The sequence below is a fragment of the Paenibacillus aurantiacus genome (genome assembly GCF_042431225.1).
Taxonomy (GTDB): Bacteria; Bacillota; Bacilli; order Paenibacillales; family Paenibacillaceae; genus Paenibacillus_Z; species Paenibacillus_Z aurantiacus.
This window is the reverse complement of record NZ_JBHMDO010000029.1, coordinates 1-23793: the sequence shown is the minus strand read 5'-3', so window position 1 is coordinate 23793 and position 23793 is coordinate 1. Positions and strand designations below refer to the sequence as shown.

The following is a 23793-nucleotide window of genomic DNA, read 5'->3' as shown; positions in this document are numbered from 1 at the left end:
CGTTGCTGCTTGATGCCTGGACGGGATTCTAGTGATTCAAGGTTTGCGGCTTGCCATCGCCTGATTGATTTCCGCCGTCATTTGATCGCCCCCTAGCTTGCGCCATTCCGCCGCAAACCGGTCGAACTCGTCGATGGGACGGCCAAGGATGATATTCCTGTACGCTTCGATTTGAAGATTGCGAAGCACCGTTTCTTTCTCGATGACCGTTGCCGTCGGCGGGCCGGTGAAGCTTTCGTACAACAGCTGGTCGTGCTTGATATATTGTTCCAGCACCGCGAAGGCGCCGTCCGGACCATACGTCCGTTCCCAGCCCCAGCCGGACTCGCGGTCCGCGCCCCCGGCCTTATAGGCCTCGATGTTTTTATAGATCGCTTTGGCTTCATCCTTCAGGATGGAGGTATCTCCCGTCCGGCGCGCGGTTTCCACTTGGCGGAACGCCTCCACATTCTTCATGAGCGGATATGGCGTGACGGGCGACAGCTTCCAGACCGGCTGCGGCGTGCTGTAATACGTTTCGTATTCGGCCGTTTCGCCCCAATTCTTCTCCAGATGCAGATTGATGAGCTTCACGACCGCTTCCGGGTGCTCATAGCCTTTTTTGACCGCCAAATACTGATAGGTACTGAACGGCAAGGGGACCTTCGGCTTCTCGCCGGAAACCGAGACGATGGGGAACGCCTGCCACTCGGCCGCGACTGTGCCGTTATTGCGGCTGGATTGCGCGAGGAACGAGCCCCACTGCACGCCATAGAACATGCCGAGCTTCCCGGATGCGATTAATTTCTCTTCCTGTACCCCGTCTTTGAAGCCGAAGTCCGCGTCGATTTGACCGCTTCTATACATCGCTTGCAGCGCTTGCAGCGCCGTCTTCACCTCGGGCTGGATCCCTCCGTAGACAAGTTTGCCGGATGCATCCTTGATCCACATCGTCGGCGATGCGCCGTATCCGGCCATGAACCCGCCGATGCCCATAACGGGATCCCACAAATATTGCGTCAACGCCAGGCCATAGGTATCGTCCACGCCGTTTTGATCCGGGTCGTTCTCTGTAAACGCTTTCGAAATCGCCAACACGTCATCCATCGTTTTGGGCGGACTTAAGCCGAGCCTATTCAACCAATCGGTGCGAATCCAAAGAAACATCGCCCCTTCGATCGAAGAGCTCGTGTCCGGAATGGCCATTAGTTTGCCGTCGATCGTCGCCGAATCGAAAGGCCCGGTTCCCTCTTCGCTGAGCACCTTCTTCGTCAGCGGCGAGGCATACGTATCGAATATGTCGGTCAGATCTTGAATCATGCCCTGATTGGTGAGCGTTCGCAGCTGCTCGGCATTCACCTTGACGACATCCGGGATATTCCCCGAGGCTAAGGCGATGCCCAGTTTCTGCCGGTATAGATCGCCTTGCTCGATCCAATCGTATTTGATCTTGATGCCGAGCACTTCTTCATAAAGGCGGGTCCATCTGTTATCCGCGATCGTCTCGCCCGGCAGCGCTTTGATTAACCCGTCGTCGCCCTCTCTGACGAATGTCAGCTCAATCGGCGGATCGTACTTGCTAAGCCCCGCTTCCGGATATGCAATCTCTCGCTCTTCTTCCTCCGTACTGTTATCATCGCATGCAACCAGCAGCTGCATGGACAAACAGGCAGCAAGCACGAGCTTGACCTTCTTCGTGACAGGATACCGCAACAGGTTAACCCCATTTCAGATGAATGATATCCGCAGGCTGTATGCTTTCATTATGGAAGCTGCGGCCTTGCTGCACAATACGCATCTCTTTGTTTCGTTACCCGTTCTTTACTTAAAAATACGATTCGTCCTTCGATTCTCCTGCTTGGGTTGCGTATGCTTCCTCCCCCTTCCCCCTCCGCTGAGGGGAACCAGGCATATGCTTCCGAAGTGCGCTTTCCGTTGGAAAACGCTCAGACTTCGCCCTCTGGACTCCCTTTTTCGTGCAGCCTCCATTGTTCGCGGTCGGCGGGTGGGCTTGAGCGGGGCACGCTTTTGTCCTGTCGGACAAAGCTTCAGTGGGTTTCAAAAGTCTGTCTATTATTGGCCACGTCACCATCTGGACGCTGCTAATGAACGTGCCTCATTGCGCAGTCGTCTCCGATGTGACCTTCGCTTTCGTCCGCTATGCGGACACGCTTTACTTTATGTGCAAGTTTAATACATCTTCATTTCCTGAACAACAAAAGAAAGGCAGCCATGTTCGGCAGCCCTCGCTTTTGCGCAATTCAATCATATTCACTTGAGCGGTTCGACCGTCGATGCATACGGATCGATGGTACGGATCGTGCCGTCCTCGTTATAGTGGAGCTCCGTAAATTTCACGCACCGTTTATGGTTGACGCCATCCGAGAGCGAGCAGTCGTGGTAGAAGAGATACCACTTGCCGCCAAACTCCACGATGGAGTGATGCGTTGTCCAGCCAATGACGGGCGTCAGAATCGTTCCTTTATACGTGTAGGGACCTAGCGGATCGCGGCTTACCGCGTAGACAAGCTTATGCGTCGTCCCCGTCGAGTAGGATAAATAGTACAGCCCGTTATATTTGTGCACCCATGGACCCTCGAAATAACGGCGTTCTTCGTCGCCGGCCAAGATGGGTTGACCATCCTCGTCCACGATCGCAATCTCCGACGCCTCTCCCTGGAAGGAGCGCATATCCTCGCTCAATCGCGCGACACGCGGACCTAGCGCGGGTGCGTCGGGGTCCGGCCCGGCCGCATCCGGCACGAAGCTTCCGGTCTGCCACTTCTCCAACTGTCCGCCCCATAGGCCGCCGAAATACATATACGCCTGATCGTCTTCATCGACGAATACGGCCGGATCAATGCTGAAGCTTCCTTCCATGTAATGAGGCTCCGGCGAGAACGGCCCGCTCGGTGACGCACTGGTCGCTACGCCGATCCGGAAGATTCCGTCGTGGTCGCGCGCTGGGAAGAACAAATAGTATGTATTGTTTTTGAAGGCGGCATCCGGCGCCCACAGCTGCTTGGAAGCCCACGGAATATCCCGTAGATGCAGCGCCTCTCCATGATCGACGACAGGGGAATCGAAGTTATCTAAGGACAGGATATGATAATCCTCCATCGCATACTGGTCTCCGTTGTCATTATCCGGCCCATCGTGATCCAGATCGTGCGACGGGTAGATATAGATTTTGCCCTCGAAGACGTGCGCGGAAGGGTCTGCCGTGAAAATATGCGTCACGAGCGGCTCATTTGGCTTTGGTGTGTGATTCATCTTCTATTGCCTCCTATAGGCTTGAGGTTGTATTGCGGTCCTCCGCCGAGTGATAGCGATAATCTTCTCGATAAAGTGTAGCGCTTACGAACCGATGAGACAATCCCACAACCTTTAGATGATTACCCTATAAATTTTAGATCTTTTCGCTTCTTCCCCGCATACGAAGAACCCGCCCCGGCAAGCGGGAGCGGGTTCTTCAAGCAGCCTACGCGAGTATGAGGCTATTCAATCTTAACCAATTGCCACTGCTGATTCATATCGCCGCGGTACAGATTCTGCTGGAGCTTGGCTCCGTCGGCCGCGGAAGATCCGGCGACCTCAACCGCCTTATTGCTGTTCACGTTCAGGATGCTCCAATACCCGTTGCTCAGCTTGATCAGTCTGAATTTCTGCGCCGCATTGCTCAGATCCGACCAGAGTTGGATCGCTTCCCCGTTGTTTTTCGTTCCGTTGCGCACGTCCATCACTTTGTTGTCGGAGGAGCTGACGCTGCGCAGCCGATAAATATTGTTGTATGTCCCCAGATCATCCGCGACCCACCGCTGCGCGGTCGCGTTGTTGTCCGTCCACTGCTGCAGCTGCAAGCCGTTGGTGTTCTGGCCGCTAGGTACGTCGATCGCTTTGCCCGACGCGCGGTTGATCAGCTTATACGTCGCTCCGGACGTAATGCCATTCCAAACTCCGTTCCAAGGGTTGAATTGCGCGCGCTCGTAGTACCAATCGAAGATAAAGCGTGCCATGCCGTCCCTCGTCGCATCGCCGTCATACATAAGACCGGCCGTCGGATCGGCGAACGAGCTTCTCGTGCCGGGATTGAGCAGGAAGCCGTTCATATGGACGGCAATGCTGACATTCCCCGCAGCCGTGAATATGGCTTTGGTGTTTTTGCCAAAGCCCGCATTTGTACCGTCGAACAATTTCCAATACTCGGAATCCCCCGTCTTCCATTTAAACCAGGTGGTCTCCGTAATATTGATCGGATAGCTGTCGGCGCATGGTTTAATATTGGCGTCCCACTGTTGCTGAAGCACCGAGTAATTGTCATTCGCGCCATAGCCCGGATACCAGTGGACCGAGTAGCCAATGTTATTCAGCGGGTCCGTCAGCGGGTTGGTTGCGCACAGCTGATAATATTGGTCCCAGCCAAGTCCCGCGGCCCAGATCACGTTGTCCGCGCCTTTGCCGCGAATGGTGGCGATCATGGAATTCTGGAAATCCCGCAGCGCATTCCAATGGGCGACGAAATCGGATTCGATCGGATTGCCGCCCCATCCTCCGTTCGCATACGACAATACGGGCTCATTGACAAGCTCGAACATGACGTTATCCGCGCTCTTGATGGCCGGCTGAGAGGCGAGATAGCCCCAGATCTGATTGAATTTATCCAGATTGGCCGGCGTGGTCGCCTGATTATTCTGCAGGGTGAAATCCAGGCCCAGCGTCACGTAAAGCCCTTTCGTCTTCGCATAGGCGATATACGGGATGATCACGTTCTGCGTCACGGCCTGCAGACCCGCGAAATTATACGTTCCCGCCGCGACGTCCCCCATGTCTTCCCGGTCGATGAACAGGCGGACCTGGTTCATATACCAGCCGTGGTTGTTGCCGTACTTGGCCGACGTGCTCGTGAACGTATCCGTAATATCCTTCAAGTACGCCAAGATCGCGGCATGCCGATTTCCGCCATTCTGGTTCAAATAATAATTGCTGTTCTGATACGTCCAATACGCCCCCGTCGGCTGGTGCCAACCGCTCAGCAGCACGGGCTGCCCGCTGCCGTTCACCAGCTGATTGCCGCTCACGTGCAGCTTGGACATCGGCATGCCCGTCCACGCTTCGGCAGGACCCGCGCTAAGCAGCGGGGCCGCCATCATCACCATGAGCAGCAGCAGCTTGATCGCAATGCCAAACCTCTTCATCAATTCACCATCTCCTTCGCGATTATCTAGAATGGCAAGCGCCGACACGGCCGTTTTGAAGGCGCTTACAGTTGACATTTTATAGCAGGGTCGATCGGTCAACAACCTGTCGAACAATGTATCCATGACCTGCTTAAGTTTAGTTATGGACGGTTGCGACGAGCCAACAATTCGCGAATGACATAACTCGCCGCCTACCTGCCGGGGTAACATGTCCGTTCCTCGCGGCAAGTGGTATACTAGCTACTAGTGATTTGGCGCACAAAAGTGCTCGAACGAGTTTAGATAGAATGGTTGTGGTTCTCATGGCAGGTCTGAAGGAAATCGCGGAATTGGCCGGCGTGTCCGTCGGAACCGTATCGCTCGTGTTGAATGGCCGGGCCAAGGAGCTTCGCATCTCGCCTGCAACGGAAGAGAAAATCATGCAAGCCGCGCGGGAGCTGGATTATCGACCGAATGTTTCGGCAAGGCGACTGCGGAGATCCGCCCATGATAACGTGCCGACGATAGCGGTTTTTTGGGCCTCCGATTTTCCAAGCGAATTGTTGGGCCGTTTCTTTATCGGCATTCAGAACAGCCTGCTCGGCAAGCATGAATTCGAGGTTATGGTGCAGCCCTACCGCCGATCCGAATTGCATGCCTCTAATTTGCTGACCGCCGGCGAGTTGTTTAATGGCGTCATTTTGACAGGGGTTTCCGATTCCGATATTCAATTTCTGGAGGAGAACCCCATTCGATCGCCGATCGTCGTCTTTAACCGGCGTTTATCGAATTACAGCTCGGTCTACGTCGATGATGTTGAAGCTGGCCGCAAGACGGCTGCGTTGTTCGCGGCCAAAGGTCATCGGCGCGTCGGCATGATCGCCCCCGACGTTAAGACTGTCTCGATTTCCGGCCGTAGAACGGGATTTATGGACGGTGCAAGGGAACATGGTCTGGAACTGCCGGATGCGTTCAACTTCCAGGTGCCGATGTCCATGCTTGGCGGGCAAGTGGCTGCCGGTATGCTCACCGCATTAAGCGAGCTGCCAACCGCTCTGTTCTTCCCGAATGGGATTATGGCCGTTGGCGCGCTGCCGGTCTTGCATCGGGCCGGCATCCGTATTCCGGAAGAGCTGGAGATCGTCACTTACGGCGATAGCGAACATGAACGATTCACCCTTCCTGCGCTATCCTCGCTGATCCTTCCGGTAGAGAAGATGGCGAGCGCTTGCGTCGACGTACTGATGGGAATCCTGAAAGGTCAGCTTCAGGCGCCTCATATCGAGCGATTCGAGACGCCTTTCGTATTCCGCGAGAGCTGTCTCCCCTTGCCGGCGAAAGATCCTATACGGTGAGGCGGCCATCGCTCTCCCTTGCTTCATCGCCATGCGCGTGTTTTTCCATTTGAGCTGTTGTACGCGAATTCGTACAGCAGCTTTTTCTATTGACAAATTCAGGAACCATTCGTTATCTTAATCTTGCTAAAACGTTTTAGTCAAAAGGAGGATCGTTCATGTCCACGCTGGAGCGAAACGATTCGCGTCTGAACCAAGCCCTTCAAGCCCATGCTTTATTTTTTGATCCCATCCTCCGCAAGGTGGATTGGTCACAGGTTGATTCGGAGCTGAGCAAGGTTCCGTATGTGGAAGAAAAGCCCGGGGTGTCGGTGACGGCGAACGGCGACGTCGTGTTTCATTACTTCGCGCCGGATGCGCAATCGGTACAGGTCGCGCATCTCGGCGGGCCGCGGCACGATCTAGCCCCTTGCGGTGACGGCTATTGGACGGTTACGTTAACCGATGTTCCGGCCGGGTTCCATTACCATCACTACTTCGTCAACGGCGCGATCGTGACAAGCGCCCTCGCCCCTTATGGCTATGGCTGCTTTCAACCGATCAACTTCTACGAAGTCCCTGATCTTGAAAGCGATTTCTACTTGCTTCAGTCCGTGCCGCACGGCTCGATTCGAATGGAACTGTATGAATCAAGCGTCACGCGGCGGACGCGTAATTGCTGGGTGTATACGCCGCCGGGCTATGACCGGCAGACGGAACGCGCGTATCCCGTCCTTTATTTGCAGCATGGCGGCGGCGAGAACGAGACCGGCTGGATCTGGCAGGGCAAAATCAATTACATATTGGACAATCTGATCGCTTCCGGGCAATGCGAGGAGATGATCGTCGTCATGAACAGCGGCTATGCCTTCCAAGACGGCGAGCTGAGCAGCTTCCTTCCCGGCGATTTCGGTGCCGTCTTGATGAAAGACTGCATCCCGTTTATCGAGAGCCGCTTCCGCGTCAAGACCGATCGCGAACACCGGGCAATGGCGGGCTTATCGATGGGCGCTTTTCAGACCCTCCAGACCACCTTCCGTCATCTCGACGATTTCGCCTGGATCGGCCTATTCAGCGGCATGCTGGATAACAAAGCCGACAGCTCGTTCGATCATCGCGCGTTGTTCGAACATCCGGAAGCTTTCAACGACAAGGTGAAGCTGTTCTTCCTGGCCATGGGCGAGCAGGAAGACTGGCATGAAGCGATTGTTCGCGAACATAGGCGCCTGGTTGAGATCGGCATCAACAGCCATTTGTACACATGTCCGGGCGGTCACGACTGGCACGTCTGGCGCAAGAGCGCGCGCGCGTTCCTGCAGCTTGTCTTTCGACCGTAGTACGGGACGATAGGCATGAAGAAGCGAATCTATATTATTGCCGCGGCATTAATAAGTATAGTTGCGGCTGGAGGGATCCTTGTGAATCAATTATGGCCTGAAGAACAACAATCGGCTGCCGCGGTTGAAGCCGCAACCGCGGGGAGTATTGCGCCTCCGCCTGCCTTGTTTGATCAAGCGCAACCGAATCATCCACGGGGGAAGATCGACGCCATTACCTATGATTCCGAGACCGTCGGGACCAAGCGTCAGGCTCTCGTCTATACGCCGCCCGGCTTCTCGAAAGACAACTCTTACAATGTCTTGTACCTGCTTCACGGCATTGGCGGCGATGAACGGGAATGGTTTAATAACGGAAGTCCTCAATTTATCCTGGATAACCTCTATGCGGAGAAGAAACTCGCCGAGGTCATCGTCGTCTTCCCGAACGGGCGTGCCATGGTAAACGACCGTGCCGAAGGGGATCTCTTCGCCGAGGACAAAATTGCCGCTTTCACGACATTCGAGGACGACCTGCTGCACGATCTTATCCCTTACATCGAAGCGAATTATCCCGTCATGACGAAGCGCGACAACCGTGCCATTGCCGGACTATCCATGGGGGGCGGCCAATCGCTGAATATCGGTCTTCGCCATCTTGACCGGTTCGCCTGGATCGGCGCCTTTTCTCCTGCTCCCAACACGCTTGAGCCTGACCAACTGCTCCCTAACGCGGAAGAAGCTTCGAAGACACTCGACCTGCTGTGGATTTCATGCGGCGATGCGGATAATCTCCTCTACGTGAGCGAGCGGACAACGGCTTACCTGAAGGAGAAGCAGGTCCCTCATTTATGGCTCGAGGAAGCGGGCGGCCACGACTGGCCGGTTTGGAAGAACGGGCTGTATCAGTTTGCGCAGCGGATTTTTAGATAGCCTAACTCGCTTGAACCTACCATAGAAGCGTCGCCAAAAGGTTCGAAAATATAGGGACTCACGCTTAATCACGACCGAGCGGAGTCCCTAGTTCTATGATCGTCGCCCTTCCTATGAGCACCGCAAATGAATTTGGTTACGTTGCCGGTATTCCCGCATCCCCCTATACTGAATCTTTTATCAAGGGCCGTTTTCACATGTAGCGAGAATGACATTCCTCAGAAATACGGAAAATGAAAACGCTATTTTAAGGAGGATTTTCTTATGGACAAGTTTATGAATATGAATTTAATATCAACCTCCGTACCGGCTAGAGTTACATCCAGGACGGCGCCGGACGAGATCTCGGATCCTGACTATAGGTTTCCGGCTTTCTCGAACGGTCAGGTGCTTCTGAATAAAAAGCAGGGACGCCTTCCTGCCATGGGTTGGAACAGTTGGAATGCATTTGGCAGCAAGAACAACGAGACACTCACAAAGGCAATGGCAGACGCGATGGTTGATTTGGGACTTGCGGATCTGGGATACAAGTATGTCGTGCTCGATGACGGCTGCTACAAGTCCGAACGCGTCGACGGATTGCTTTCCAACGAAACGATTAAATTTCCAAGCGGCTTCAAGGCCTTATCCGATTACATCCACGGCAAGGGACTCAAATTCGGCATGTACAATGATATAGGCACCCATCTTTGCGCAGGCTCTGCGGTAGGTACTTGCGGCTTCGAAGACGTCGACACGATGTCTTATATAGACTGGGAGGTTGACTTTATAAAGGTGGATAATTGCTACTATCTTTGGGACAATGCCACGTTCTCGGACGCGACCAATGCCAAATATTCCTATGCCCCGAATATCAGAAGCATAACGGTTATGGGCGAAGAACTGAACGTAACGTTAAATGCCGTTAAGGACGGCGTGCTTCGAGGTCAGGGCGCATCCAAGAACAGCGGCGACTATGTGACCAATATCGGTACCTTCGACGGGACGAATGTGGGCATAACACCTGTTGGCGACCGCTGGGGCGAGCTTGAATTTACCGTGAACGCACCCGCAAGCGGAAATTACGCCATAACCGTAAATTACGCAAGCGGCGAGGAGAATGGCACGGGATGCTGGCTTCAGCTCGCGGTAGGTAACGCGGAGAATGAAACTCGATATTTCGATAACATGCTCCCTCTTACCCCAAGTACAGCCGACTTTGCGGATTCGGAAGAAATAACGGTCACCTTCATGAAGGGGGAAAATATCCTGCGTCTTATGAACCACAGAAGGCAGGAAAACACCCTTAATTCCTATGCGGCTTTGCTCGAAGGCTTGAACAAGGCTGACCCTAACCATGATGTCGTATTCTCCATCTGCGAATGGGGCAAAACACAGCCTCATAACTGGGGATATAAGGTTGGAGACTCCTGGCGTATTTTGAACGATATTACCTTCCGTGTCGGCTCCGATGGCGATCCGGGCTCAGCCGAATGGAGTTCCAACCATACCGCAAGTATAACCTCGCAATATAGCAAGGCGGTTATTATGGACGAGTTTGCCGGACTTGACAAGGGGTGGAACGATCCCGATATGCTTGTCATCGGCATGAACGGGATCACCACGACCATGAGCAAAACGCATATGACGATGTGGTGCATGATGAATGCTCCGATTATGCTCGGATTGGATCTAAGACGGGTTGCAAAGGGTGACGAGCTATGGATGATCCTAGCGAACCAAGATGTCATCGCATTGAATCAGGATCCCCTCGGTATCCAGGCCAAAAGAATTTACTGCTCGATCGATAATGCCAATCCCGATACGGCCTATATCACGAATACCAACCGTGTCGATATTCTGGTAAAGCCTCTTGCGAACGGAGATATTGCCCTATCCTTCATAAATCTCGGCGACGCCAGAGATACGAAGGCGCATTCCGTTGATGTACGCCGCATTATCGATTATCTGGGGCGCAAAATGATGGATGCTGACAAATTCAAACATGCTGCGAGCTATTGCCTAAAGGATTTATGGACAGGCGAGGTTACAACGACCACTTCAAGAACCTTTTCCATTACGGATATTGACGCCTATGACAATGTTACCCTACGAGTTACTCCTGTTTAACCTGAGAATGATACTCGATAATAGGAGACAAGGAATGGAACGAGCCATGGACTTTGATGCGGGAGCCAATCTTCATCCTGAGGACCCTGTTACGACGGAACAGTTTGTGACCATGGTCATTAGAAGCAGTAAAGGCCATATTGAGCCAACTCATGCCAGTTGGTCATCAGGGGATATGGATTACGCGCTGCATGAGGGAATCATCGAGGATTATGATCTAACGAACAGAAGTAAACCTATTGAGCGCCGTTCCGCTGCAAGAATCGTGCATGAGGCGCTGTTGACGGCGTTCGGAGAAAAAGACGAGGAGGAATGGTCGGCGGCAGAACATCTCAGGGACTTATATTCTTGCCGCACATGCGTCATGCATATCGCGCAGATGGTTGTGAAAGGCATCATGCCCGGTCGTGCCCCTGACCTGTTCGACGCCGCGGGCGCCTTAACGCATGCGGAAGCCGCGGCAATTGTCGTAAGAATGCTTGATCGGGAGCAGCGTATTCCACCGACTAAGGGCAGAGGATTTCAACGTACGCCTCTGTCCCCCGATGAAGCGCGAGAGCTGATGGTCAAGGAACCTGCTGCAATGCTTATTGATGTGCGGACGAATGAAGACTATCAGACAGGGCATATCCAGCAAAGCATTTGTATCCCGTTACAAGCGATATCCAATAACCCGTTCTCTGTATGTGTTAGAAAAGATACGCCTTTAATCCTTTACTGTCGCAAGGGGTATAAGAGTGCTGCAGCGGCGCAGGCGCTGATCGATGCAGGCTATAGCAGGGTCTATACGATACCAGGCATAGAGCAATATCCGTATCTTTTACTATAGGAGATTGGCTGCTTCGGCAGTCGTCGTCGGTACCGCTATGATCCTTCGGTTTGACGCTAACTTCTTCAGTAACCGTTCCACTCTCTTGGCAATTGGCTCCTAGATCTCTCCGCAACCTTCTATTGTAAAAAAGAACGGGGTCGCCCGCCGCTGGCTAACAAGCCAACCGTCGAGCGACCCGACTTAACCTAGTCAGCAAACTAATCCACAAAGTCAAAATCTAGTGCGGCCGATTGACCACAACCCTCCTAATAAACACAGAGAGAACGAGCCCAACAAGAGCGATGATCATGGCGAACAGGAACGCGTCCTGAACGCCGGCGGTCAAAGCAGCCGGGATCAGCGAAGGATCGCTTGGATTATCGGCTTGGCTCATAAATTTCTCGGATCCATTGCTCATCACGCTAACTGCAACCGCAGTACCGATTGCGCCGAACACTTGCTGCATCGTGTTCATAATAGCCGTGCCGTGCGGATAGAGATGAGGCGGAAGCTGATTGAGCCCATTCGTTTGTGCAGGCATCATAATCATGGATACGCCAATAAACATGATAATATGGACAGCAATAATAAAGGTAACCGATGAAGCTAGCGTAACGCCTGTGAACATCCAAAGGGCAGCGGCCACTAGGACGAGTCCAGGAAGCACGATCCACTTCGGTCCATATTTGTCGAATAATTTACCCATGATCGGGGCCAGGAGTCCGTTCAATGCGCTCGCCGGGAGCAGAATCAGACCTGCGCTAAGCGTGGAGAAAGCAAGGCCTGCTTGTAAATACATGGGCAGGACAAGCATCGAAGACAGAATGACCATCATACAAAGGGCAACCATAAGGGCGCCGATCGTAAACATCGGGTATTTGAAAGCTCGCAGATCGAGCATCGGCGTAGACATTTTCAATTGACGAACCGAGAAAAGAATCAGAGCAATCAGACCAATTGCGAGCGAAATCAACACGGTAGAACTGGTCCACCCGCCATCCCCTTCGCCGGCGCTGCTGAAACCGAAGACGATACCGCCGAAGCCGAGCGTGGAGAGCAGCATGGATAGTCCATCAATGCGCGGTTTTGTCGTTTCGGAGACGTTCTGCATCGTGAAAATCCCGATCATAAGGGCAATCACAAGGAAGATCAAAGAGATCCAGAAGATATAGTGCCAGTTCAGCGCCTCAACGAGCAAACCGGCAATCGTAGGCCCGACCGCGGGAGCGAACATGATGACCAGACCGATGAGTCCCATTGCCGCGCCGCGCTTCTCGACCGGAAAAATAACCAGTACCGTATTGAACATCAGCGGCAGCAGCAGCGCCGTGCCAACCGCTTGAATAACCCGCGATACCATCAGGATGCCAAAGCTTGACGCAACGGCTCCAATTATTGCGCCTATGCATGAGAAAACAAGAGCTGTAATAAACAGCTGCCTCGTCGTAAAACGCTGCATTAACAAGCCTGACAACGGAACGAGAATCCCCATTGTCAGCAAATAGCCCGTCGTCAGCCATTGGATGGTTGCCGACTCGATGTTAAATTCCTTCATTAAATCCGTCAAAGCGACATTTAGAGCCGTTTCACTGAATAGACCGATGAATCCCGCGATCAAAAACGCTAACACAACGGGAAATACTTTAATCTCTTTCTTGGCTGCTTGAGTCGCGGTGCCGGATGTTGCTGCTGAAGCTTGCATGGTTCCCACTCCCTTATTTCTGTCTAAATAGACCGGTCTATATAATCGGTGTGTTAAAAGAAACAATGGCACGGGTCCATTGTTCGGGACGCCTTCCCATTTATGCGCGCAGAATAACCGGAAGATGGCCGGCTGCGCGGCGCATCGCTCTCGAATTCCGCTCGACGATCGCCATAATAATAGCTCCTTCAATCAAGCATACCGATAAGTCGGCCTTCTCTTCCGCGCGACCGCTCTCCACCCCCGTTTCCACGAGCTTATTCGCCAACGTATCCTTCCATTCCTTAAAGGCCGCCTGACAGGCCTCCCGCAGCGAATCGCTGACCGCGGAAGTTTCCGCCGCAGCCCAAAAACCGAAGGGAACAAAACGGTCCGTACCGGAGGCATCGATTCGATCTGCCATGTCAAGGACAAAAGCCTGCATAAAGTCAGCGGGCTGCGGCAGCTGGAGCATCTGATGCTCAAGTTGGCGTTGTAACCCCCGGCGGATAAGGTTGATGCAGGCAGTGGCCAGCTCCTCCTTGCCATTCGGGAAGTAATAATAAAGCGAGCCCTTCGGCGCCCCGCTTTCCCGAATAATTTGACTCAGTCCGGTGCCATGATAGCCTTGTTTAGCAAACAGCCGCGCGGCCGTTTCCAAAATAATATCCTTTGAACTCATTTTACCGTTTTCCAATATCTTCACCCCCATTATAACAACCGGTCTATATAAAAGACTTTACACGAAATCCGTTTGAGAAATCAATACGTCCATGCAATTTATCTCTTTCGTAAAAAACGAGCTTCGTACTTGGCTAACATCGTACTTTGGTCCTGCTGGAAGTAGTTAATCGTCTCACTAATTCTGACGCCACACGATACACAGCAGCAGCAGCAGCAAGCAGCACATACACCGTGAGTTGTATTATATTTTGACACAAAAAAAGCCCCTGAAGAGGGCTTTTTGCATGACCAAAATGACACTTGCTGTATTATCATTTGGCATTTGCAATGAAACTTGTAATATTGATTGTCATACAACTTCAACAATCAAAAAAGTTGAAGGGTTTCAATTTGTTGCTTATTTTCACACAAAATACTGGACAGACTTGGCCCGCTTGCTAATAAAACAGAACTTATTAACTTATTATATTCTCCAACGCATTAATTGATGGCTGAAAGTAATATTCGCCCCCTGTGGGAATAACAAATTCTTTCATAATATCAAAGGATTTGTTAGGTTCATAAGTGAACTGGCGTACTCGATTTTCTTCATCATTTTGCCCAATAATAGGATCTTGTCCTCCGCTTCCATGCGGTTGTTCCTTATTATTAGCCCATGATTGAGATATGAACTCAAATTGGCGCTTAATGTCTGTTTGATAACATAAAAACATTAATCCCCGGTTTCCCTTAGCAGCATCCTCCGTTAAAGAGGCGGTCGGATTCTTTGGGTCTATTTTCAACGGAGGCCCGAATGGAATGCCACGCCTTAGAATTCGCCGGATCGAACTCGGGCCAGCATCGGTTTGAAAATCTCTCGGGTTGACCTTTCGGATGTGCGCAGAGAATGGACATACATTTCCAGCGATGTCACTTTTAGCTTTTAAAAATGGATCTGAATATTTTAAATGAGTTTGCAGCTTCACTTCAGGAGTGTCGCTTTCGTACAAAAAGTTGTTATTGGCATGATCATCCTTTGCCAGTTGCGCATTATCTTCTTTTGGAGAACGCATGATCGGTGCGCCTAATGGCCATCGCCCAACCATCTTCGCACCTAATAGCTCTGCGGACAAATTCACCTCTGCCGCTTTTTCTGAAAGGAATTTCCAGAAACCCTCGACATCCTGACGGAGTCTACGGACGACAAGAAAAGAGCCGTTTTTAGCCCAAACTGGAACTCCGTAATTAGGTAGCTCAGATTCCTCAACAACTGTTGGTTCTGAAGACAGATCGTTTTGCTTGGCGTATCCGAATACAAACTCACCAGGCCATATTAATTTCTCTCCAGGCTCGGCATCCGTTTGAAATGCTTTGTCCGTGGGTTCGATCCATCTCTTCGTTAACGTATCGCCAGGCGCCGTTGAAAAGAGTCCCCGTACCCCCGGCTGAGATATTCCGTCCCGAAAACCGAAATGTTCATGTCCGGGTAAATCGGGACGGACTCTCCCAGCTTCTTCGTACACCAACTTCAGACCGTTATTGACACTTGATCCTGAGTCGACTACGGTATTTTTTATTTCTTCGACAATTCTATTCAACTCCGATTCTGAGTCGCTAGCGATTAGAAGGAGGATCTCAGGAGAATTTCGTTCTCCCCCCAATACCCAGTTTTTCGGGTTCCCTTCAGCCGCTTCATCACGGATGGGGTCTCCGAGTATTCCGGCACTGCTCTGCATCCCTTGGACAAATGGGCTTCGTTTCGAGAAATCCTTCATTGATTCATCCGGGACCAACTTTTTCAGGCCTTGGAACGAAAAAGCAATGTTGACCCAGGAGGCAATAACCCCCTTAGGTTCTGAACCTATTTTTGAATACATCGTTTTGTATAACCGGTTAAATGTCACGACCTCTTTAGCTGTCGATATCTTAACTTGCGGAATAATCAACTGAAGCCATTTTTTCACTTTTACGGGGTCGACGATTTCAAAAAAAAGAAATTGCTGAAAGTCCTTATTAAATCCCCCCAAAATATTTCCTTGAATCTGCTCAACTTCCAACAACGGTTCCTCATTCAAAGGAATAAAAGGAATTTCCGAAGAAGTTCTAATATCTGTTAATATCATCCTTATCCCCTTCTTTAACGAATGTCTCTGCTTGGTAAAGACTCAACGTTTGTAGCGGCCAAACCTGACGGAATCAGCTCCCTATTCGATGCAACCGGGCAAGAAATCGGTTCGTTCTGGACTGAATGATGCTTGCATGCAACTCCCGTCAATTTCATGGTGATATTCTGGGCAATTTGTCCGCCGTACTCAATGGGGAGTCCACCGATTGTGATATCTCCCACTTTGAAGCCCTCCGATTCTGGAACTTCATAAACCGCCCTTAGAATCCGTCCTTTCTCGCCCCGCAAAATTTTCCAGAATTCTTTCGGATCTTTACCTCTGGCATCAAAACCGCCAGTATCCAAGTCCGAAATGTACAGGCCAACCGGATCAAGCAAAGTGATCATGGAGCCCTGCTGAGCAAGCTTATTCACCTGAAAACCTATTGTAGGGTCACTGAATCGCTCTCTTGCACCGAAATTGGAACAATCGATAAGTTCAATCGCATCCTGGATCAATTGGCCATTGGCGTCTTTTCGTAAAACCGTTGCCCTCGCAGCGATGTTAATTTCTGCGCCTAAGGTATTGGAGGGATTGATCAGATGCATCGCCCCGTCGGTCGTGTTCCACCTATTCAACGGGTTGTAAGTTCCATCCGGCAGTAATAGATCCTTCAATTGCACATCCGGGCTGATATATTTTCGATATAAGGTAAGTAGCAGCTCTTTGCTTCCTTTTGCCCCCGCAGATTTCTGCCCGTTGTATGTCTTCGGGTAACCGTCCGCCAGTGCTTCCCAGTACTCAGGACCTTCGCATGTAAAGGTTACTCGAGTCACTTTCCCATCCCGATCCCGTTCTGTATGCCATTCGCAATACTCATCTTGAACACGAATTATTCCGCCTGCGAGCTCCTCGGCAGCAGGGAAATAACGATCCGGATTGTTGTGATTTTCCACTTCAACTATTCTAGGGAATGCATTCCATGTAATGTCAATGGTTTGCATATCTGAGGCCGTTTCTGTAACCGCAGGATTATAAAATTGAGGGGTACCTTTCGATGTTCTTAGTTCTTCTTGAATTCGACGGATGTTACCATCGAAAAAGTAGGATATCGTTTCATGCCAAGCTTCGGTCTGATTGGGGATCGAATCAAAGTCGTTTAAGTTGGCTGGGGGCGTGAACCGGACAATTGTTGCAGGCATGTTCATAACATCCTTTCTCATTTGGAATTAACGCTTTGAAAGTGAACAGACTTAAACTAATCTTTCCCGAGCTATTTGGTGTCACTATCCCCTTGGTATACATGAGGCTTTGGAATCGGTCCTTCAGGTCCATGAACGGCATTTGAATATTGAAACTGAATGGGAACCGTACCACTTCCGTTTGCAAGAGGGACTTCTTTAAAAACAAGTGAATGATACCCGGCCTCGTTGATCGGGAAATCCCCACACTCATCCCCCTTTCGGGAAACCCAGCCGAGAAACGAGACATTCCCGGCGAGACTCGCATCCTCAACATCAGGATCGGTTCGGGCTTCCTGCAATTCGTGATAAAAGGTAGCGACGATGTTTTTCCAAGGGCGATCGAAGACAGGAATGCCATTTCTAAATCCATTCTCTCCAATCTCCGAATAAACACCAACGGCATAATAAATGGTAACCTGATCACCGCTCGATCCCGTGACCGGAACAGAACCATGGTACCCGGCAAGTCCGTGCAGCGAACTTGCCGCTTCATTAGTATCTATTATCGAAGGAGATGCTTGGTGTTCAATACCGATTTCTGAAGCCGTAGCATCCGCCTCACTTTTCAATACAGTACCCTTAGGCAACATGAAGTTGCACACGGTAGAACTGAAATCAATATTTTGCAGCACACCCTGAGCAAACAGGTTTTTCACCAGTTCCTTGACTACTGTTTTCGAAACGACAGAAGGGGCTATATGCTCAACAATTGTTGAACCTATAAATGTCGTCGAGATATTTCCGTCTTGAAAATATTGAACCATAACATTGTTTAAATGTTCATCCTTCATGGCGGCTTCAAGCGAGTTATCGATATTTTGTATTTCCTCCTTTTCCCAAGCTTTCTCTCCTCCTACATAGAAATTAAGGTAAGAAAGATGAGGGATCGTTTTGCCTCCATGGAATACAAGATCTTGTTCCGGAGTAGGATGACGACCGTAGGCTATCGCTGTATTGGTGACATCGTTAATACCAGACATCCAAGATTTCAGCTGACACCCTTTTATTGCAACTATTTTGGATGACTGATTCATAAAACAGGAACAGGATCTTCTGACTGCAATCTAACCGTTACTGTGTCATATTTACAGTTATTCACAGGATAACCACGTCCATCAACACTACCCGGCTTAGGTTTTCCCTCCTCGTCCGTACACCATGACTGGCTTTGAAACGCAAGGAAATAAGCAAGCCATCTGTTCTGGTCCCGAAAATGCAGAAGAAAGCAACCATCATGATAAGTACCATTCTCACCAGGACTATAATTTGTGTTCCCTTGATTCATATGGACATTATGGACCCCCTTTGCTCTACTATAATGCGTTCCAAATGCATATATGGTGGCTTGTTCGTTGTTTAAAGCAAGCTTCATCTGTTCATCTATTTTGTCGGTCAAATCATTGTCAGGCCCCTCGGCGTATGGTTTTAAAATCTCCATTTGGTTTGGACTAAAAAGCCCACTACGGATATAATCAACAGCGATGTCTTTATGCATGCCTCTCTCGTAATTAATTTCATGAAATCCATCTTTCATAGTTGGGAGTAGGGTAATGGCCTGGGCATCAAATTGTGGATCAAGATAAAATAGGAGATTTGGTCGTTTGTCATCAATCGATTTGACGTTTACTGGAACCTCATAGGTTCCGTCCTCTCCAGCGTCAACCGAAATAACATAATGGGGTGATTCCACTTCTCTTTGAGCAGTAGTTGCTATAACTTGCCCGATTACAACACCATATTTCGACAGCATATCTTCTCAGCGCCTTTCATTTATAAAGTTTGCAATGTTTTGCTGCTAATGGTGAGCCTATTTTTTTATTGGGCATCTCTCCATATTTGAGAGACCCATTCAGGATGGTCAATAAACGGGTTGCGGTTCCCTTGGTAACTGTAGATGACTTCATTCCGTCTTTTTTCAAAGTCGTCAACAGGGTCTAATTCATGCCACTTCATTAATGTGGATAGATTCCCGAATTTCGGTGAATGACTGTCCGTCAATTGGTTTACAAGCTCCAAATCCATGCTGTCGGAATCTTCGTATCGCGTGTCCATATAAAACATAATTCGAGCCACATCCCCCTTCACTTCATCCCGGGGATCCCAAATCTCTTGTTGCTTGTCCCAATACGTATCCGGTATGGGTACGGAGGTATATTGGTATTTAGCATTTTGAGGCAAGTTATCAAAATCCTTGTCGCCTCTGTCGCCATTTACTCTTTTGTTCTCAGGTCTTAAATGATGCAAATCTGTTCCGATCCCTTTTGCTGTCCCGAAGTCACCGTGCGATTGAGCCCAAACATGCTCACGGTTCCATTTTGAATTATCATTTCCTCCATGATCCGTGTTCAATTTCGAATCCGATTGCCCCGAATAGAAAAGAATCACATTATTCGAGTTATGCGGGTCTTCATCGGTTTTTTTTACCGCTTCCCAGATTTCATCGTAAGTCAATGATTTTTGCTTACTGACAATATCATGGAGAGCCTTTTTTAGTTCCGTTCCCGATTTATTCATTGCATTTTTGTAGTACATCTGATCCAGATTTACATCAAGGACTCGATATGAACCGCCATTTTGCATGGCTTCTTGTTTTATAGGGGTTTGAACCGTTTTTTGATGCATATCATCGGTAACGTTACTGGAGTTACTATTTGTTCCGCATCCCGTAATTGAAATACTAAGCGCAAGTATGCACAGCTTGTGACTGGTTTTCATTCATTCTGTCCCCTCGATATGTTGATGTCGTAAAAATGCCCATTTGATCGGACATCCTCCATCCTCCTATAAGTTCTCATAAGTCGGGAACAGGGATGGAGATAGATTGGAATATCTGCTGCGCAATTGTTCCGCGTCTCGAAGAAACCACTCGTATTGCCATCGCTTGTAAGCTTCAATCGCCAAACTCTCGCCATGACGGCCTTGGGTAATTCCTGTCAGACAGTGCCCCGCCATCATGCCCGACATGATCGCTTTCTGTACGCCATGGGACGAGGCGGGATCCAGAACAGAAGCGGCGTCCCCCAATATCCAGTATCCGGGGCCAGCCGACTCCCTGACGATCCTCCAGGTCATATCCGCACCTGATGCATAGACCGGTTCCAAGTCCCTGAATTCGTACGGCCGCCACTCTGGATCCCACTTTGCCGTATTTCCGAAGATTAACCTTGTCCATTGATACAGGTTCGGCTTGACCTCAGCCTTCCAAGTCCACCCAGTCGAATCTCCAACCATTACAGGCATTTCATCCCGGTTGGGACCTGTTCCGGATACATAGCCATATTGCACAAACAATCGGGGGGAATGGCGTTGAATGCGCAGCTTGAGCTTTCGGGCCAGCCAGTGTCTTCTTCCCGAGCAATCAAAAACCCAACTGGAACGAATTTCCCCTTTAGAGGTTGTTACACCAGCCACGCGTTGGCCTTCAAGCAGGGGCATGTCTGCTGAACACCCTCGCATAATGCGCACGCCATGCGCGACCGCCTCGTCCATAAGCATCGCGTCAAACTCTGATCGCCACGCCTGATATCCTCGCCATGGCCCGTTCTCATCTGAGCCGAATGGTAAAAAGCGCCGATCATCTCCCCACTCCACCCAAACCCCTTCATGCCTAAGGAAATGCGACTGCCGAATGCGTTCACCGATTCCCAACTGATCCAGGAGCGGCTCGATTCCTGGATGCAACGATTCCCCGGGACGATCTCCTGATATGGAGCCTTCCAGGACTGTTACTTCGAGACCGGATTGAGCGCAAGAAATCGCGGCCGCCGCACCTGCCGGCCCCCCGCCGACGATCACTACATCGCATTTATGCATGAGTAAAGATGCTGTGGGTGACCCATTTCCCTTCCCCGCGTTTCACAAGAATATGTTCTCCGCCAACGAACAGTTCGGCCTTTTCCTCGATCATAACTGCTCTTTTTGTAAAATCCCGGTCCGGATCCGGGAAGATCGCGCCATGGCGATACATGACGAAACGATATAAAGGTCCAGAAAGAACGGTCCCGGATTGCCTTTGAGCCGTCCCAAGATCATTATCATTTGCTTCCGCCTTCCGGAAGGATAGCACGCTCCATTCCCCTTTCTCATCGGGGTTGATCCCCAAGGCATGATAGGCGCAGGCCATCGACAATACTCTCTCCTGATATTCGTTGACGTCGATCTTGCCGGTTAGCGCAAGGGTGAATTTGTTACCTAACGCCTGATCCACATAGTCTGCATACTCCATGGCTGCATACCGGACCATATTCTTCCCGGGGATCTCGGAGGGACCTTGAATACCGTCCCACGGCAGCCCTCCCGCTTGTCCGATCTCTTCATCGGTAAGCGGGCTTACGGTCGGCCATTGATGTGAGGGCTCGAATGTTCGGGCGGCGTCCGGCGCAACGGCCGGCCAGAATGTACTAAGCGCAGCGCAAAGCTTTGCGTCCTCCGGAAAGGGACTGCCAAGACCATAGGCAGCTAGAAATTCTGCGCCCTCATGGTCTTTGACGCTGCTTACGTCCCAGCCTGGCGCAAATACACCTGAGGCTGCATCAGGGAGATAGGAATGCCTTGCCTCTACTCGGGTTGGTTGTACATTCGCCTGCCGGGGCGGCGTCTCGTAGAAAGTCGAAACGACCGCGGTCATTGTCCTATCATCAATTGTGAATTGACCTTCTCCTAAATGGATATTCGCCGCTAGACGGTTATCAGAAAGCGTTTCGGGCGGAACCTCCCACAAGTATGGTTTGAGAAAACCAGGAACAGACTCCGTCCAATCCATCAGCTCCCGCTGGTCACAACTTGGGAAGAAATCAGGCGCTGTCACTAACGAGTAAGCCGGATGTCGATCCGGGAATGCATTGGATATCTCTGGACACCTCGCTTCGACCCAACCATCCCCGGTATAATCGATATAGTGAACCGCGTCATAGTTGCCCTCTTTCACGATCTCGCTCACATTGCGTTCCTCGTTCAAATCTTTAATTGTACCATCATGATTAAGTACATGCCGGACATGAACATACTCTGGAGCTCTCCGTGCTCCATCAATGTCGCTAATTGTAAAGCTCGAATACAACGGGTTATTGTTTGCCGGCACCTTAAAGGTTATTGGCTTCCCATTCTCATCTTCCGCCCGTTCAACAAGTGCAGGATGCTGGATTGGCATGACCACACCGGTACCCAGCTCAGGATCAAGGGACAGCTCGGCAATACCATCCGTGAATTTGAACGGTTTATTCTGACTCTCTTCCTCACTCACTCCCGTTTTGAGTACTTGATGGATGCGTTTTAATTTCTCATTCACATGATGGGATGTGAGGCTTACGTGCAGCTCCATTCCATGGATACACTCTGCTCCGCTAAACAATTTATGAAGCGGTACCCAGAAAATTCGGCCGCTGTCTTCCGTCTTAAACCGCATAGGCCCGAATTGTTCTTTGTTGCCCCTGCGCTGTACCGCAATGTACGCGGAGTACTTCGCAGGGAGGACCCGAATAGCATGCGGCTGATTGTCTACGAAGGGAAGAAACCCCCGAATCGAGGCTGCATATTCCGATTGTGCCGTCCCTACTCTAGCCACCCCCGTGCGGGAGAAACATAAGTCCGCATGCTTTTTGTGAACGGTATCTGAAGATGGACGGTATTCGGTGGCAAAAACGACAAGCGATAAAGCTAACCCCTCAGCTCGGGCCCTGATTTCTTCAAGTGCCGGAGGCTCAATGCCATACACATAATTCTCTATTGTTTCTAGCTCGGCTAAAGTTGGAAATTCTGTTACTCCCTCCACAACATTAGGGCTAGCAAGCGCATGATACAGCAAACTTCTTGCAGGCATGCCTGGCTCAATTCCCCTTTTTCCTTCCAGACTGAAATCCTCAAAACCGCTTACCGATCTGTTGATCCCCGTCAGTTCCTTTAATAATTCCCCTTTCAAATTCATTGAGGTGATATCCAGGCCATGTTGAAGGAACAATGCCTTCCAACCTTTCTCAGCCAGTCTGTCACAGATCCTCTTCACGTTATCCAACAAATTCATGGGTCGATCTCCGTTCATAAGAAAGTGAAAGTCAGAAAGTATTGTTTCTGTTTCACAGGATAATTAATAAATGTAAATTCAGGTATTTTTTTATTAATTCCTCTTCATCTCCACCCCAAACGCCTCTTTCTGAATCTGCCGGTATTTGCGGAAAACTTCTTCTTGCACCCACCAATACACACCCCCTCCCTCCACCACACTCTCTCTCTCACTCACCTGTATAAAAATCCCACCCGCACCCCTCTTGCATAACGAACATATGTTTGTAGTATAATAAAAACATCTTGTTAGCGAACAAATGTTCTGTTTCCGAAGGAGCTGGCGTTTTGAAAACTAACCCGCCCAAATCGCCCCTTCTCCCCGCCGAAGAAGAAATCGACATGGTCAAAGAAGTGCTCATTCTCACGGTCATGCTGGATATG

The 23793-nt window shown here is 50.4% G+C and carries 17 protein-coding genes; 5 read left to right on the top strand and 12 right to left on the bottom strand.

Annotated elements, in window-relative coordinates; translation table 11 throughout:
* Window positions 1–36: 36 nt before the first annotated feature.
* The 3 genes from ACFFSY_RS17495 to ACFFSY_RS17485 all read right to left on the bottom strand — a co-directional run bounded on the left by ACFFSY_RS17495 (window position 37) and on the right by ACFFSY_RS17485 (window position 5174).
* Window positions 37–1638 carry an extracellular solute-binding protein gene (locus tag ACFFSY_RS17495; protein WP_377496494.1) on the bottom strand — a complete coding sequence of 534 codons (1602 nt, stop codon included), beginning with the start codon at window positions 1636–1638 and terminating at the stop codon, window positions 37–39.
* 612 nt (window positions 1639–2250) lie between these two features.
* Window positions 2251–3252 carry a glycoside hydrolase family 43 protein gene (locus ACFFSY_RS17490; protein WP_377496324.1) on the bottom strand — a complete coding sequence of 334 codons (1002 nt, stop codon included), beginning with the start codon at window positions 3250–3252 and terminating at the stop codon, window positions 2251–2253.
* Between the two features lie 224 nt (window positions 3253–3476).
* Window positions 3477–5174, bottom strand: coding sequence for an RICIN domain-containing protein (locus tag ACFFSY_RS17485; protein ID WP_377496492.1), 1698 nt, complete (start codon window positions 5172–5174; stop codon window positions 3477–3479).
* Between the two features lie 290 nt (window positions 5175–5464).
* Between ACFFSY_RS17485 and ACFFSY_RS17480 the strand changes: the two genes are divergently transcribed.
* The 5 genes from ACFFSY_RS17480 to ACFFSY_RS17460 all read left to right on the top strand — a co-directional run bounded on the left by ACFFSY_RS17480 (window position 5465) and on the right by ACFFSY_RS17460 (window position 11677).
* A complete protein-coding gene (locus tag ACFFSY_RS17480) occupies window positions 5465–6511 on the top strand; it encodes a LacI family DNA-binding transcriptional regulator (RefSeq protein WP_377496322.1) in 1047 nt (348 codons plus the stop codon).
* A 158-nt stretch (window positions 6512–6669) separates the two neighbouring features.
* Window positions 6670–7827 carry an alpha/beta hydrolase-fold protein gene (locus ACFFSY_RS17475; RefSeq protein ID WP_377496320.1) on the top strand — a complete coding sequence of 386 codons (1158 nt, stop codon included), beginning with the start codon at window positions 6670–6672 and terminating at the stop codon, window positions 7825–7827.
* A gap of 81 nt (window positions 7828–7908) precedes the next feature.
* Window positions 7909–8739, top strand: a complete 831-nt coding sequence (locus tag ACFFSY_RS17470) for an alpha/beta hydrolase (RefSeq protein WP_377496318.1) — start codon at window positions 7909–7911, stop codon at window positions 8737–8739.
* A gap of 264 nt (window positions 8740–9003) precedes the next feature.
* On the top strand, window positions 9004–10848 hold the full coding sequence (locus tag ACFFSY_RS17465; protein WP_377496316.1) for an alpha-galactosidase: 1845 nt from the start codon (window positions 9004–9006) through the stop codon (window positions 10846–10848).
* 34 nt (window positions 10849–10882) lie between these two features.
* Window positions 10883–11677, top strand: coding sequence for a rhodanese-like domain-containing protein (locus tag ACFFSY_RS17460; RefSeq protein ID WP_377496314.1), 795 nt, complete (start codon window positions 10883–10885; stop codon window positions 11675–11677).
* A 220-nt stretch (window positions 11678–11897) separates the two neighbouring features.
* Here ACFFSY_RS17460 and ACFFSY_RS17455 read toward each other — a convergent pair whose 3' ends face one another.
* The 9 genes from ACFFSY_RS17455 to ACFFSY_RS17415 form a co-directional block, all read right to left on the bottom strand.
* Window positions 11898–13361 (bottom strand): DHA2 family efflux MFS transporter permease subunit, encoded by a 1464-nt coding sequence (locus ACFFSY_RS17455; RefSeq protein WP_377496312.1) that lies wholly within the window; start codon window positions 13359–13361, stop codon window positions 11898–11900.
* Window positions 13362–13461: 100 nt separating this feature from the next.
* Complete coding sequence (locus ACFFSY_RS17450; protein WP_377496490.1) at window positions 13462–14022, bottom strand: TetR/AcrR family transcriptional regulator; 561 nt, start codon at window positions 14020–14022, stop codon at window positions 13462–13464.
* A gap of 457 nt (window positions 14023–14479) precedes the next feature.
* Window positions 14480–16126, bottom strand: coding sequence for a Dyp-type peroxidase (locus tag ACFFSY_RS17445; RefSeq protein WP_377496310.1), 1647 nt, complete (start codon window positions 16124–16126; stop codon window positions 14480–14482).
* A 14-nt stretch (window positions 16127–16140) separates the two neighbouring features.
* Window positions 16141–17310: a DUF8225 domain-containing protein gene (locus ACFFSY_RS17440; RefSeq protein WP_377496308.1), complete on the bottom strand. Its 1170-nt coding sequence runs from the start codon at window positions 17308–17310 to the stop codon at window positions 16141–16143.
* 71 nt (window positions 17311–17381) lie between these two features.
* Window positions 17382–18332, bottom strand: a complete 951-nt coding sequence (locus ACFFSY_RS17435) for a hypothetical protein (protein ID WP_377496306.1) — start codon at window positions 18330–18332, stop codon at window positions 17382–17384.
* Window positions 18333–18382: 50 nt separating this feature from the next.
* Window positions 18383–19102 (bottom strand): YukJ family protein, encoded by a 720-nt coding sequence (locus tag ACFFSY_RS17430; RefSeq protein WP_377496304.1) that lies wholly within the window; start codon window positions 19100–19102, stop codon window positions 18383–18385.
* A 65-nt stretch (window positions 19103–19167) separates the two neighbouring features.
* Window positions 19168–19974, bottom strand: coding sequence for an endonuclease I family protein (locus ACFFSY_RS17425; RefSeq protein ID WP_377496488.1), 807 nt, complete (start codon window positions 19972–19974; stop codon window positions 19168–19170).
* Between the two features lie 159 nt (window positions 19975–20133).
* Window positions 20134–21165, bottom strand: a complete 1032-nt coding sequence (locus ACFFSY_RS17420; RefSeq protein WP_377496302.1) for an NAD(P)/FAD-dependent oxidoreductase — start codon at window positions 21163–21165, stop codon at window positions 20134–20136.
* On the bottom strand, window positions 21158–23371 hold the full coding sequence (locus ACFFSY_RS17415; protein ID WP_377496300.1) for a hypothetical protein: 2214 nt from the start codon (window positions 23369–23371) through the stop codon (window positions 21158–21160). Before ACFFSY_RS17415 ends, ACFFSY_RS17420 begins: the two co-directional genes overlap by 8 nt.
* Window positions 23372–23793: the final 422 nt, after the last annotated feature.

Coding starts and splice junctions, on each gene's coding strand:
- ACFFSY_RS17495 (WP_377496494.1), bottom strand. CDS start 1,638: ATGCAGCTGCTGGTTGCATGCGATGATAACAGTACGGAGGAAGAAGAG.
- ACFFSY_RS17490 (WP_377496324.1), bottom strand. CDS start 3,252: ATGAATCACACACCAAAGCCAAATGAGCCGCTCGTGACGCATATTTTC.
- ACFFSY_RS17485 (WP_377496492.1), bottom strand. CDS start 5,174: ATGAAGAGGTTTGGCATTGCGATCAAGCTGCTGCTGCTCATGGTGATG.
- ACFFSY_RS17480 (WP_377496322.1), top strand. CDS start 5,465: ATGGTTGTGGTTCTCATGGCAGGTCTGAAGGAAATCGCGGAATTGGCC.
- ACFFSY_RS17475 (WP_377496320.1), top strand. CDS start 6,670: ATGTCCACGCTGGAGCGAAACGATTCGCGTCTGAACCAAGCCCTTCAA.
- ACFFSY_RS17465 (WP_377496316.1), top strand. CDS start 9,004: ATGGACAAGTTTATGAATATGAATTTAATATCAACCTCCGTACCGGCT.
- ACFFSY_RS17460 (WP_377496314.1), top strand. CDS start 10,883: ATGGAACGAGCCATGGACTTTGATGCGGGAGCCAATCTTCATCCTGAG.
- ACFFSY_RS17455 (WP_377496312.1), bottom strand. CDS start 13,361: ATGCAAGCTTCAGCAGCAACATCCGGCACCGCGACTCAAGCAGCCAAG.
- ACFFSY_RS17450 (WP_377496490.1), bottom strand. CDS start 14,022: ATGAGTTCAAAGGATATTATTTTGGAAACGGCCGCGCGGCTGTTTGCT.
- ACFFSY_RS17445 (WP_377496310.1), bottom strand. CDS start 16,126: ATGATATTAACAGATATTAGAACTTCTTCGGAAATTCCTTTTATTCCT.
- ACFFSY_RS17440 (WP_377496308.1), bottom strand. CDS start 17,310: ATGCCTGCAACAATTGTCCGGTTCACGCCCCCAGCCAACTTAAACGAC.
- ACFFSY_RS17435 (WP_377496306.1), bottom strand. CDS start 18,332: ATGTCTGGTATTAACGATGTCACCAATACAGCGATAGCCTACGGTCGT.
- ACFFSY_RS17430 (WP_377496304.1), bottom strand. CDS start 19,102: ATGCTGTCGAAATATGGTGTTGTAATCGGGCAAGTTATAGCAACTACT.
- ACFFSY_RS17425 (WP_377496488.1), bottom strand. CDS start 19,974: ATGCATCAAAAAACGGTTCAAACCCCTATAAAACAAGAAGCCATGCAA.
- ACFFSY_RS17420 (WP_377496302.1), bottom strand. CDS start 21,165: ATGCATAAATGCGATGTAGTGATCGTCGGCGGGGGGCCGGCAGGTGCG.
- ACFFSY_RS17415 (WP_377496300.1), bottom strand. CDS start 23,371: ATGAATTTGTTGGATAACGTGAAGAGGATCTGTGACAGACTGGCTGAG.